11 protein-coding genes are annotated in these 12,441 nt (G+C 58.8%); 1 reads left to right on the plus strand and 10 read right to left on the minus strand.

Going from position 1 to position 12,441, the window contains the following annotated elements; all coding sequences use genetic code 11:
* Window positions 1–72: 72 nt before the first annotated feature.
* The 5 genes from speB to HMPREF0372_RS07350 form a co-directional block, all read right to left on the minus strand.
* Window positions 73–1,032, minus strand: a complete 960-nt coding sequence (gene speB / locus HMPREF0372_RS07330; protein WP_039996878.1) for an agmatinase — start codon at window positions 1,030–1,032, stop codon at window positions 73–75.
* 244 nt (window positions 1,033–1,276) lie between these two features.
* Entirely contained in the window at window positions 1,277–2,392 is a 1,116-nt protein-coding gene (locus tag HMPREF0372_RS07335; RefSeq protein ID WP_007490289.1) for a 4-hydroxybutyrate dehydrogenase, read from the minus strand.
* A gap of 32 nt (window positions 2,393–2,424) precedes the next feature.
* A complete protein-coding gene (locus HMPREF0372_RS07340; protein WP_007490290.1) occupies window positions 2,425–4,158 on the minus strand; it encodes a thiamine pyrophosphate-binding protein in 1,734 nt (577 codons plus the stop codon).
* 33 nt (window positions 4,159–4,191) lie between these two features.
* Window positions 4,192–5,676, minus strand: a complete 1,485-nt coding sequence (locus tag HMPREF0372_RS07345; RefSeq protein WP_007490292.1) for a sodium:solute symporter family protein — start codon at window positions 5,674–5,676, stop codon at window positions 4,192–4,194.
* Between the two features lie 88 nt (window positions 5,677–5,764).
* On the minus strand, window positions 5,765–6,460 hold the full coding sequence (locus HMPREF0372_RS07350; protein ID WP_080568011.1) for an SDR family NAD(P)-dependent oxidoreductase: 696 nt from the start codon (window positions 6,458–6,460) through the stop codon (window positions 5,765–5,767).
* Window positions 6,461–6,860: 400 nt separating this feature from the next.
* Between HMPREF0372_RS07350 and HMPREF0372_RS07355 the strand changes: the two genes are divergently transcribed.
* The gene (locus HMPREF0372_RS07355) at window positions 6,861–8,882 is read left to right on the plus strand and encodes a sigma-54 interaction domain-containing protein (protein ID WP_035300092.1); all 2,022 of its coding nucleotides are present in this window, start codon (window positions 6,861–6,863) and stop codon (window positions 8,880–8,882) included.
* Window positions 8,883–8,966: 84 nt separating this feature from the next.
* Here HMPREF0372_RS07355 and HMPREF0372_RS07360 read toward each other — a convergent pair whose 3' ends face one another.
* The 5 genes from HMPREF0372_RS07360 to HMPREF0372_RS07380 all read right to left on the minus strand — a co-directional run bounded on the left by HMPREF0372_RS07360 (window position 8,967) and on the right by HMPREF0372_RS07380 (window position 12,244).
* Window positions 8,967–9,443 carry a phage holin family protein gene (locus HMPREF0372_RS07360; protein ID WP_007490298.1) on the minus strand — a complete coding sequence of 159 codons (477 nt, stop codon included), beginning with the start codon at window positions 9,441–9,443 and terminating at the stop codon, window positions 8,967–8,969.
* Window positions 9,443–10,108 carry a M15 family metallopeptidase gene (locus HMPREF0372_RS18695; RefSeq protein ID WP_007490299.1) on the minus strand — a complete coding sequence of 222 codons (666 nt, stop codon included), beginning with the start codon at window positions 10,106–10,108 and terminating at the stop codon, window positions 9,443–9,445. Before HMPREF0372_RS18695 ends, HMPREF0372_RS07360 begins: the two co-directional genes overlap by 1 nt.
* 85 nt (window positions 10,109–10,193) lie before the next feature.
* Window positions 10,194–10,853, minus strand: coding sequence for a hypothetical protein (locus HMPREF0372_RS07370; protein WP_007490300.1), 660 nt, complete (start codon window positions 10,851–10,853; stop codon window positions 10,194–10,196).
* Window positions 10,831–11,964, minus strand: coding sequence for a helix-turn-helix domain-containing protein (locus HMPREF0372_RS07375; RefSeq protein WP_007490303.1), 1,134 nt, complete (start codon window positions 11,962–11,964; stop codon window positions 10,831–10,833). Before HMPREF0372_RS07375 ends, HMPREF0372_RS07370 begins: the two co-directional genes overlap by 23 nt.
* A 13-nt stretch (window positions 11,965–11,977) precedes the next feature.
* Window positions 11,978–12,244, minus strand: coding sequence for a hypothetical protein (locus HMPREF0372_RS07380; RefSeq protein ID WP_009257358.1), 267 nt, complete (start codon window positions 12,242–12,244; stop codon window positions 11,978–11,980).
* Between the last annotated feature and the right edge of the window lie 197 nt (window positions 12,245–12,441).

Here is a 12,441-nt window from a genome sequence, read left to right on the forward strand (position 1 = left end):
GAAAAATCGGCCGGGCCCGGATGGATTTTGCGCGAAAAGAGAATATAGAGAGTTGAGGTGGAGTGCAAAAAATTAGAAGACAATGCCGTTTTTCTTTTTATAGGCCACGTGGGAGATGAACTCCTGCATGAGGCCCGCCGCGGCAATGGAGGTAATGCCGGTGGGATCATACGGGGGAGAGACCTCCACCACGTCATAGCCCACGATATTCAGATCTGCCAGACCGCGCACCAGCTCCAGGGCCTGGGCGGTGGTGAAGCCGCCGGGTACGGGCGTACCGGTTCCCGGCGCATAGGCGGGATCCAGGAAGTCAATGTCGAAGGTCAGGAAGGCCTTGGCGCTGCCCACCCGCGCGCGGATGGCCTTCAGAACGGCCTCCATGCCCATCTTGTGGCACTCGTCGGCGCGCAGCACCTGGTAGCCCAGATCGGTGGAGTTGGTCAGATCCTCCGGGCCGTACAGCCCCTCGCGGATGCCCACCTGGATGGATTTGGAGGTGTCCACCAGCCCCTCCTTCGCCGCGTGATAGAAGGGGGTGCCGTGGTTGTACGGCTTGCCGAAGTACTCGTGAATGGTGTCGTAGTGGGCGTCAAAGTGGATCAGCGCCACAGGGCCGTTTACCTTGGCGCAGGCCCGCAGCTCGGGCAGGGTGACGCTGTGGTCGCCGCCCATGGCCACTGGCACAATCCCCTTCTCAAAGAAGGGCAGCATTCCCTCTGTGATGAGCTCAAAGGACTCCTCGATATAGCCGGGCACAGACCCCAGATCGCCGTAATCCACACCGGAGCACCAGTCAAAAATACCCACATTCAGCGGGCCGTTAAAGGGCTTGGCCGCCAGGGCGGAGGCGTCGCGGGTCGCGGCAGGCCCCAGGCGCGTGCCCACCCGGAAGGAGGCGCAGGTGTCGTAGGGGATGCCGACCACGGCAAAGTCGATGTCGTCGGTGGTGACCACGTGCTCCATACGCATGAAGGTCTTTACACCGGCAAACCGGGGAGACTTCAAGGAATTCTTTGCTTTGTACTTAATCATAGCCCTTTGCTCCTTCTTCAATCTTCAATTGAGATCGTGCGAGGCCCGCCGGGAGCGCCCTCCGCGCGGAAACTGGACTGCGGCACCCGTTCCGCTCCGTGGGGCGCTCCTGCGGCCCTCTTCCCCCTGTATGCCCCATTCTATACCCTTGTGTTACACAAAAGTCAACCCCTGTTTTTCTTTCTTATAAAAAAGCGTCTGAGACGGCAGTAGGGCGGCGGAAGTTCCGCCGCCCTACTGCCGTTTAATAGAGCTCGGTATAGATTTTCAGCACCCGCGCCGCATCCAGAGGGACGAAGTTGTTGCCCATCAGCCGGCCCTGGGTCTCCATCACGCTCCTGGTGAACTCCTCCAGATCCGCCTCCGTCACCCCGTAGGCGTGCAGCGGCTTCTTGGGCAGAATCTGGTTCAGGAGGTCCTCCAGCCGGTCATATACCTCCGGAACCCCGCAGCCCAGCAGCTCCGCCAGATAGCGGTTCATCACCGCAAGCTCGCCGTCCTGCTTGATCTCCATGTAGTTCTTCAACACGCCGGTAAACATCGCGTAGTTGCTCTCCCCGTGGGGCACGTGGTATTTTCCCCCCAGCGGGTAGCTCATGGCGTGCACCGCCGCGCACCCAGCCGTACCGAATGCAAAGCCCGCATAGTTCGACGCAATCAGGAAGTCCTCCAGCAGGGGCAGGCGGGCCTCCCGCCCCTCCCGGGCGATCGTCTGATATCCCCGGATGAGCATCTCAATGGCCTTATACCCGAACAGCTTGGTATACGGCGTCGCCTTCGGCGACAGGCTGGACTCCACCGCGTGCACCAGCGCGTCGATCGAGCTCGTCGCAAATACCCCGAAGGGCAGCCCCTCCAGGAGCTGCGGGATGAGCACCGCCGCGTCCGCATACATGGCCGGCCCCACCAGCCCCATCTTCGTCCCCAGGCGGGTCCGGTTCAGAATTGAGATGTTGGTCACCTCGCTGCCCGTGCCGCAGGTGGTGGGGATGAGGACCAGCTCCCGCCGCTTGGGCAGCTCCGGCGCCATGCCGTACAGCTCGTCAATGCTCTCCCCGCCGCCCACCGCCAGCACCTTGGCGATGTCGATGACCGTGCCGCCGCCGATGGCCACAACCCGATTGCAGCCCGTGGCGGCCGCATCACGCAGGATGGCCTCCGCCATCACGTCGGTGGGCTCACCCATGCCGTACTGCTCCTGGTACAGCACGGTACACTCCAGGTTCATCGCCCCGAAGTAGGGCTGGTAGATGTACTCGTTGGTCAGGATCAGGTCGGACGCACCCAGCCGGAATTCCTCCACGAACTCCTTGCAGCTCCGAAAACGGTGCAGCTCCGGCTTCCATATGATTTCTTTCATGGCATATTTCCCCTTTTCATATCCAGCTGCCTTTACTTTCGCTTTTTCTGCTCCGCGCTCTCCCGGATATAGGCCACAGCCTTTGGATCATCCGTAAACTTACATGCTTCCGTTTCCGCTGTGGTGATGTCGATGACCACTGGCCCTTCCAGCTCCAGTGCCGTCTTCAGCTCTTCCCGAAGGGTCCTGGGGTCCCGAATGGATATGCCTTTACAATTGAGCCCCCTAGCTACCGCGGCGTAGTCGATGGTTTCGGTGTCCACCTCGGTAAAGCGGCCGTCCCACATGGCCGCCTCGTACCACTTAATCCAACCCAGGATGCTGTTGTTGAGAACCACCACCTTGACATCCATGTTTTGCTCATGGAGCACTGCCATTTCTCCTAAGCAGTAGTTCAGCCCTCCGTCACCGGTGAGCACCACCACCTTGTTCCCCGGCCGCGCCGCCGCTGCGCCGATGCCGGCAGGAAGTCCATAGCCCAGGCCGCCGGCGCCCCGGGGAAGAATGGTACGACGGGCACCATATACGTCAAAGAAGCTGCCCGCCCAGCCGCAGGAGAAACTGGCGTCGCAGGCCAGGATTGTATCGTCGCCGCACAATTCATTCAATAAGGAGACGACCCTCTGCGGAGTAATACAATCATCAGCCTCCACCGCCGGCCGGTTTTTTTCCCGCCAAGCGCGGTACAACTTCGCGATTTCTTTTTCTACAGCAGTGGGATCTCTCTGCGCATCCAGCCGATCCAGCAGAAGCTGCAGGGTGGCCTTGGCATCGCCTACCAGCCCTACATCTGTAGTATGCAGTTTATTCATTTCAGTCTCGTCAATGTCAATGCGGATCTCCTTCTGGCCCTTCCTGGGAATTGTCCAGCCATAGGTGGAGTTTTGACTGAACTTAAAGCCGATGGCGAGAATCACGTCGGCCTCCTCCACCATTTTTCTGGAGACATCATTGCCGCCCAGACTTCCTACCACACCCAGGGACAGTGGGTGGTTCTCAGGCAGCACACCTTTTCCGGTCAGGGAGGCGGCTGCGGGCATAGCCATGCGCTCTGCCAGCGCCGTGATCTCCGCTCTGGCGCCGGAACGCCAAGCACCGCCGCCCAGCAGCATAACCGGCCTCTTGGCCTCCTTCAGTACCTGGATCGCCTCGTCGATTTCGTCGCGGGACGGGGTAGGACGGTGGGCGGGCAGGCTGGCCAGTTTTCGGTTGCTCTCATAGTCCGGCCCGGTATATTCCTCCCGGAAGGGCCGCCATGGACACTCGATAAATACGGGTCCGGGACGGCCACTGACCGCCATCTGGGCGGCAGTCTGCACCAACTCCGGCATTTTGTTCACATGGGGCAGGCACGCCTGCCACTTGGTCACTGGCTTGAGCACCTCCTTGGAGTCTACCACTTGGGAGCCCGTACCGCGGTACCGGGCGGCCAGCCAATCCCCCTCCATCTCAGAACCGATGGCGATGACGGGGATGGAGGTGTTGTACGCCTCCGCCAAGCCCGAAATAAACTTGATGGCACCGCAGCCGGCGGTGGCGTCGCATACTCCGATACCGCCGCTGATACGGGCGTAGGCGTCCGCGGCAAAGGTGGCATCAATCTCATCCTTCATGAGAATATGCCTGATACGGTTCCCCTCATCCAAAATTCCGTAGTAGAGCGGCAAAGTCTGCCCGCCGGGCACACCAAATACCGCCGTCACACCATAGTCGGCCAGCAGGCCGGCCATTACATTTCCTCCATGCTTTTTCATCCGCTTGTCCATACCTTTCTGATTTAGACTTAGTAAATGGTTCTATCAGACACGTTTGCCTGCGGCAATTGCAGCCTTCATCTCTTTTCTGGCCTCTTTATAAAGCTGGTAGCTGTCGGAGCGCTCACCGGACCTGGTAGTGACCAGCGTGACAATGATCTGGGTCGCCAGTGCGACAATACCGCCGGCATAGGTAATCTGAATACCGAATGGACTCGTACCGAAGACGTAGCCGTAGACGATCCAGACAACACATACGATGATACCCAACACCATGCTGTAGAAAATGGACTTCTCGTTAGGCCGCTTCCAGAGCAGAAACAGGGTAAAGGTCAAACCGCATACCGCGCGCACTGTCAGCGCGTTGGACAGGATGTCCACCACATCGCTGGAGAGCAGGCCGAGCAACTGGAACAGGATTCCGAATACCACAATGAGCAGCTTGGTCAGAAACATTTTCTGCTTCTCACTCATAGGGCTCTTACGCAGGGGAGTATAGAGCTCCATTGCAGTACTGGACATTACCATGATGTAGGTCGGCGCCGTAGACATACTGGCCGCCAGCACGCCGCAACTGGCCAGCGCCGCCATGGCGGGACCGTAATGACCGGCAATGGTGTACCAGGCAGTCCCCGGATCCATGTCGGGCCACAGGAACTTGCCACAGCAGGCAGCTATGATGACCAATCCAAAAAAGAAAATTGCAAAAATAGGCATGATGGATTGAGCCTTCTGTGCGGTCTTGGCGTCCTTGGCGCCGATCGCCGCAGAGATGGACAATGCATTTACAACCGTAACAAAGGGCTGAATGGCAAGCGTACCGATGATGTAGGAATTGCTTCTGGAGCCTCCAATGAGCTTAAAGGTACCCTGGGGCTCCAGCGCACGGTAAACTTGTCCGAAGTCCCATCCCACAGAGGTCATTACCGCAATAAAAATTGCCACAACGGACACGCTAAGTACAACCACATGCACCATATTGATGCGGGCCAGACCCTTCATGCCGCCCTGAAGTGCCAGCAGGATCATGGCCGCAATGGTGACAGTCATGGTAACCTCGCTGCGGATGCCCAGCAGGGACTGAAGCAGATTGGAGACGATGACCGTCTGTGCGCTGACCGCACTGGCAAAAGATACGAAGATCATGACTGACACACAGACGGATACCCGCTTGCTGAACAGCTTTCCAAAGATTTCCCCCAAGGAGGAACAGCCATATTTATAGCAGATGGAGCGATAAATGGGGATATAGGCACAGGTCAGCGCCCAGCCGATGATATAGCCGTAGAAGGTCCACTGATAGGCGATATCATGCTCAATAACTGCAGATGAGTTGCCAATAATGTAGCTGGAACTGATCAGGTTGCCGCACATCAGCGAGAAAGCCATAAACAACCCCATGCTGTTTTTACCGGTAGAGTACTCCACTGCGGTTTCATTCAGTTTTCTTTTTTTGGTTCTGTAGTCCAGAAAAAAGGCCATGCCCACGCAAAACAGGAAGTACCCTACCACCAGTATGATTGTCAACATGTTTTCCACCTCACAAAAACGTCTTTTGCTCTCTTTTCCATTGCTCTGCCGCCTGTTTTAGCCTCCTTTTCTTTTATTCTCCTTCGCTTTATGCGATATAACCACCCAGCACATCCACGCAGGAGCCGGATACATAGCTGGCCTGCTCTGATGCCAGAAATGAAATTACGGAGGCTACTTCTGACGGCTCTCCAATACGCCCCAGAGGTATCTGACTGCAGATTTCGTTCTGGACTTTCTGCGGCAGCACCCTCGTAAGTTCCGTATTAATGCGGCCGGGCGATACGCAGTTTACAGTGATATTGTACGGCCCCAGTGTCTTTGCCAAACTTAGAGTCATCCCAACGATTCCCGCCTTGGTAGCGGCGTAGTGCGCTCCGGACTTATTTGCCCCAAAACGTCCCGCCATTGAGGCCAGACTGATAATGCGTCCCCAGCGTTTTTCTTTCATCTGCGCCGCAGCCTCCTGTGCACAGAGAAATGCCCCCATTAGGTTTACCCGCAGAACCTGTTCAAGCTGCTCCAGCGGGATATCTTCAAATGGAACTTTGGGGGAGATCGCTGCATTATTAATTAAAATATCCACGCTTCCCAACCGCTCTGCAGCCGTCCGAAAGAGGTGCTTGATCTCCTCCGGCACCCCCACATCCGCATGAATATAGATTCCAGTTCCCCCCCTCTCACAGATTTCCTCCACTGTTTCTTTTCCGCGGCTGTCATTGATGTCACTTACACAGACCACGGCACCCTCCTGGGCTAAGACCAGAGCAGTTTCCCGGCCGATACCCTAACCAGCCCCAGTAACTACCGCTCTCTTTCCCTTGATTCCCAACTCCATTTTCTGCCTTTCCTTTCCTCATACTTTGTTGCCTATTAACCTGCTGTACGCTGGCAGCTCTCCGAGGTCCCTCAGACGCTATTATCAAAAGCAATTTTAATTCCATATCGCTGCAAATGAATCCTTTTTAAACTTTTTTTATTTTTTAGCCAAAATACTTTGCAGATATTTGGAGTAATCTCACAAATTTGTTTTATCCTTTTCTTCTCATACATCTGTTTGTATCTCATATCTGGATATCTTAAATCATTTTAATAATGTCCAAATTGCATTGACGGGCCATGCTCTGTCTGTTATCCTTTTAAGAGGCAATGTTTCACCCATGCGCTTCAAGGAGGGACACCCTATGGCCAAACAAACTCTTGGTGTTTTTACGGAAAACGAGCTGGACCGTAACTATATGTGTAAAATTCTCTCACAGGTTTTTTCCTCGTCTCTGGATATTGTCCCTGTTACCCTTGCCACCGTACACACGCTTGCGGCAGAACCCGCCGCTATTTTGGTCAATATTACCTCCCTTGCGTACGCCGACAAATATTTTCCAAACAGCCAAATCATATTTGCCCGGCGTTTTTTGGACAGCAATCACTTACATCGGCTTTTGGAACTGCCCGAAGGTACGCCAGTGCTGGTTGCAAACAAGCCCAGACGGATTGCGGAGGATTTGGTAGAAAACCTGCAACAGCTCGGGATCAATCATCTGAACTATATCCCTTATTGGCCCGGCTGTGACATAGACACTACTCCCTATGACACCGTTGTTTATGCCGGTTTTCGCAGCTATTGTCCAGAAAACAAAAAGGTCTACATCAACCTGGGATACCGAAATATCACTCCCTCTACTCTTGCTGAAATTGTCAAAATATATAATCTGCCGCCTGACTTTTTGAACCAGTTCCATATACCGGTGATGCAGCAACTGGTATCTGAGCTGTACCACCGACAGGATATCCACACCCAGAACCAACTACTCAAAAGCCAGTTATCCCAGACACTCGCTCTTACAGGCACTGCTCTGTTCCACCTGGATGAGAACCAACAGATCGTGGAGCTGAACGAGGCCGCCGCCCGTCTCCTGCCCGCCGGACAGAAGGGATTGCCTGGCCACCCGCTTCTCCCGTGTTTTCCAGAGTTGGCCCACCTCGCCGCCTCCCTGTCCGAAGGTCGTGAGGAAAAGGAAGTCGTATATTTAGGGAAAAAGCCCTATACACTGCACCTCCACTTCGAGTCCCCCCTCCAGCACCGCCACTGTTTCATCCTGCTCACCCCAATCGCCGCGTCCTCCTCCGAAAAACGGTGCTCTCATGGTGTAAAAAAGAACTCCTTGCCAGCCAAGTACCACTTTTCAGACATTTTAGGACACTCCCCCGCTGTTCAAAAGGCAATTCGCCTGGCACAGTACTATTCTGGTACAGATGAGACCATCCTCATCTTTGGGGAGAGCGGCACAGGCAAGGAGTTGTTTGCCCAGTCCATCCACAATGCCTCGCGTCGCCGTCAAAGCCCCTTTGTGGCCGTAAACTGTGCCGCCATTCCAGATACCCTAATTGAAAGCGAACTTTTTGGTTATGAAGAGGGGGCTTTTACTGGGGCACGCAAAGGGGGAAAGCAGGGCCTCTTTCAAACCGCCGATAACGGCACCATTTTTCTTGATGAAATTGGCGACATTCCCCTCTCTCTTCAAAGTCGCCTTCTACGGGTTCTGGAAGAGCGGGAAGTGATGCCGGTTGGCTCCACCAGTGTGATCCCTATTGACGTACGGGTTATCTGCGCAACCAACCGGAATTTGAACGAGATGGTCCGGCAGGGTACCTTCCGTGAGGATCTCTATTATCGACTCAAGATCCTGCCCCTAGTTATCCCTCCGCTCCGCGAACGCGTGGAGGATATCCCGGAACTTCTCCATTCCATGGCCGAGGGTGCGCGACTTCCAGCACAATTAGAGCACAGACTTTTACATTATACATGGCCCGGGAACGTCCGCGAGCTGCGGGCTTTTTCTAGTAACCTGACTATTTTTTATCAGCAGGATATTGCCCCTGATCAGCAGCAATCGCTTTTAAATGATTTAATTCGCAACTTTTTTGGCCACCGAATTTCTGCGTTCACCGACTGTTCTGAACCACTGTCCCAGGAAGACCGCCTCCTTTTGAACTCCATTCAGGAGCTTACCGCCGCCGGGCGCCCTGCAGGCCGCGGTTCCCTGCTTCGCCTTTCGCCTTTGTTGGCGGCGGGTTTTACCGAGGCCAAGCTGAAATTAAGAATTCGCCGACTGGCGGAGTCCGGCTACATATCAGTAGGGAAAACCCGGCAGGGACTCCGCCTTACCCTATTGGGCACCGAAGCACTCGCACAGGGTGAAGTATAGCAGGCCTCTCCGGTCCACTGTAAAAACCGTCTGTCTCAACGGCAGGAAAAAGCCTGTAGTCGTTTGACTACAGGCTTTTTCCTTTTATTCTTTTTTTTCCCCTTGGGTCAGTTTATCTCCGGTACTGTCCACGCCGGACTCCAGCGCTGCAATAGCCTTGGACAGCCATGCAGGCAAAGGGGCCCCCAGCCGCCCGGCATTTTCTACGATACTCCCCAGCTCGGTCAGGATATACCAGACCAGCACCAGCACCGTGAGAAATACCGTATAATCGAAGGGCAGGGTCAGGGCGGGGATATGATCCAGGATCAAGCCCAGCACCCCGTCCAGGATGGCGGCCACCAGGACGGCGGCCATGGCTCCCACCTTGTGCCAGAGGCCCTCCCGGGCCGCCTTGCAGGACCACTTCCCCGCCTTGAGGGCGGCGGCGGTGCCGGTGGCGTAGTCCAGCAGCATACAGGCCACCCACGCCACCACCAGCCAGCCGAACCATCCCCACAGGGCGGTCAGGCAGCCCAGGACAGCGGCTACGGCGGCCTTGAAGCCGTTGATGTGGTCCATCAGGCCCCGCCCCCGTCCAGCAAGCCCAGGTTGCGGAGCATCTGAAGGTTAACCAGGTTGTCGTCGGTCAGGCGGAGTCCGCCGCCCTGGTCTCCCCGCAGCACTCCCTCGTCAACGGCTTTCTGCACCGTCTCCCTGGCCCACGCGGGGCAGTTCTCCACACTGGTGTAGACCGGCGGCCGGGCGGCCGTCACGGCCGCGTCGATCATGGCCTGAATTTCCTCTTTCGTCATGTCGGTGTCCTCCTCTCGATATGGGGGCATGGCGGGCGGGTAGTCCCCCGCCCGGATCATACTGCTGGTGTATTTTCCGCCGTCGCTCCACTGGAGATGGGGCCGGTCAGGGAAGCTCTTCCACCGGCCGCCCCACTCAAAGCCCACCTGCTCCCCCAGCTCTCCGGCCCGCTGAAAGAACGCGGAATCCGAATACTCCTGTCCCTTGATGTTCTGGCAGAAGTCGAAGGCCAGCCCCGCCTGCTCCCCGTGAAAGCTGGGTACAGGCGTGGCGGCCGTGCCGTTTTCAAAACAGTATTGCTGGTACTCCTCATCCCGCACGGTTCCGGTGACCAGCACCAGAAGCCCCGCCGCGCGGCACAGCTCCAGCCAGGCGCGGCAGTTGGCCGCCACGTCGGGGCGCAGCCGATCAATATCCCGGCTGTTCAGCATTGCTGTTCCCTCCGTTCGCTCGCTCCATGGCTCTCATCCTTTCTCCTGTGGTTCAAAAGGGGGCGGCAAATCCGCCCCCTTCATCTTATGCCTGCACTTCCTCCCACTGCCACATGCCGGGGGTGTCGGGGGGCCAGGTGCAGGGGATCATATCCCCGCCCTCGGCCACCTGGTAGACCTTGCCGTTGTAGCGGTAGCACTTGCCCGCATGGCAATCCATGCCGTACACCCAGGGGATGGGGTCGTCCGCCGTGCCGGCGTGCTCCCGGTCGATGGGCCGGTAGACGGCCAGCATCCCCTCGTCGTGGGGGGCCTGGTGGGCCTGGGGTGTCACCGCCTGCACCACCCGGTAGAGCTGGCCGCCGTCGTTGAGGACCCGCCCCTCAGGCAGCTCCTCGCCGTCTGCCAGTACCGCCGCCCAGGTGGGAAACAGATCGGACATGTCCAGGGCATAGCTGTCCGGGATGGCTGTGCTGGTGGCCGCATAGGACAGCATGGCTGTGCGGAACTGGGGCGTCAGGTCCGGCTCCGGCTCCGGCTTGGGCGGCTGCTCCCGGGGCGTCAGGCCCACCAGCTTGCCGTCCTGTATGTCCAGGTCGCAGTAGCCCGCACAGTCCCAGGCCGTCTGCTCCAGCTCCGGCGGTACGGCAAGCCACCCCTCCAGCCAGCACTCCGTCCGGTGGCTCTGGCTCTGCAGGCCATGGCCGCCGTCCTCCCTGTCCTTAATTTCGATGATGGTCAGCATACAATTCCCTCCTGATCCATTCAAACAGTTTGAGTAGCAGGCGGCCCAGCTTCTGCCGCCTCCCCTCCTTTTCCCTGCCCCGGCCGGGCAGGCGCTCCACCCACCCCTCCAGGGCGGCCAGCAGCTTCCCGCTCCCCCAGCGGCCGCCCTCCGTCCGGCGCAGGCCCTCCCCCAGCTCGGCCGTGCGGGTCTCCCCGCCCCGCACCAGCCGCAGCACCATGGCCCGCAGGGGCGGCCGCTCCGCCGGAGGCCGCCGGGGATTGGGCGCCCTGGCCGGTGCCTTGGGCCGGGGGCGCAGCGCCTCCTCCGGCGGCTCCAACTGGTTGAAGTGGGCCATCAGCCGCTCCTCCAGCTCCTCCAGCCCACGCACCTCCGCCCTGGTTCCCACCGCCAGCGTTCCCAGCCGCTCCAGCCCGCACCGGATGGAGCGGAGCACCGAGGCGTGGTCTACCCGCAGCAGCCTTCCGATCTCCCGCAGGCTCAGCCACTCCCCATAGTATAGATAGAGATAGAGCTGCTGCCGCGGCGTCAGCAGGGAGAGCACCGCCTCCAGCACCCGGCCGTCCGCCAGATCCACCACCAGCGGCCCCGGCCCCTGCTGGGCCTGGAGTACCTCATACAGCGCCTTTGCCTCCTTGGCAATCTTTGTACGGCCCCGGCCCACGGTGCGGCTCACTGTCCCCCGGTGGCGCCCCGCCTCCCGGGCCACCTGGGCGGCCTTTTTCCCTCCCTCTACCTGGGCCAGATACTCCCCCTGCTTGTCCGTCACCGCCCGCTCCCGGGCCAGCCGGACGGCCAGGCGCATGCGGTCCAGCTCCGTGGGGCCGTCCTGCTCCCCGGCGCCCTCCAGCTCGGCCCAGGTCTGATACTGAAACCTGTCCCACTGCCATCCGTCCACCCCCGCCCAAGTGGTGCGGCAGCGTACCTTGTGGCTTGGCATCAGCTCCTTCAGCCGCCGGGCGCAGTCCACCAGCTCCTCCTTTACCCGGGCCAGCTCCAGCCGCAGGGGGCGCGCACCCGGCCCCGCAGCCCCCGCCAGGGCCTTCTCCAGCTCCTCCCGGCGCTCCCGCAGCGCCTTGGCCCGGGCACGCACCTCCTGGGCCTCAGTCATCCTCCACACCCCCTCACTGCTTCGTGCTGTCCACCCGGGGCGCGTAGATCTGGGACATGCTGTAGGTCCCGTCCCGGGGCCTGGTATAATACCCCTCGGCCAGTTGGCGCAAATCCCGCATCTCCTTCAGCATCTGCCGGAGCAGCTTGGCCCTCCCCTCCAGCGCCCGCCGTCGACCGTCCTCGGCGGTCTCCAACTCCGCCCTGACCTCCTCCAACCCCATCCGCAGCCGCACCGCCGCGTCCATGTAGCCGTCTGCCAGCTCTGCCAGTCTGGCCACGCCTGTCCCCCCCTCTCTATGCGGCATCCTACATCCGCTTCGCCGGCTCTGCCACCGCCTCCCCGGATCGGACCCCCCGTCCCTGGGTGGGATCGGCGGTTTTGAGGGACACTCCCGTACACCGGGACAAAAAAATCAGCCTCCCGGCTGAATCGGAGGCTGATCAAAGCATATTTTACCGGAACAGGGCCGGCCCA

This window comes from Flavonifractor plautii ATCC 29863, assembly GCF_000239295.1.
Taxonomy (GTDB): Bacteria; Bacillota; Clostridia; order Oscillospirales; family Oscillospiraceae; genus Flavonifractor; species Flavonifractor plautii.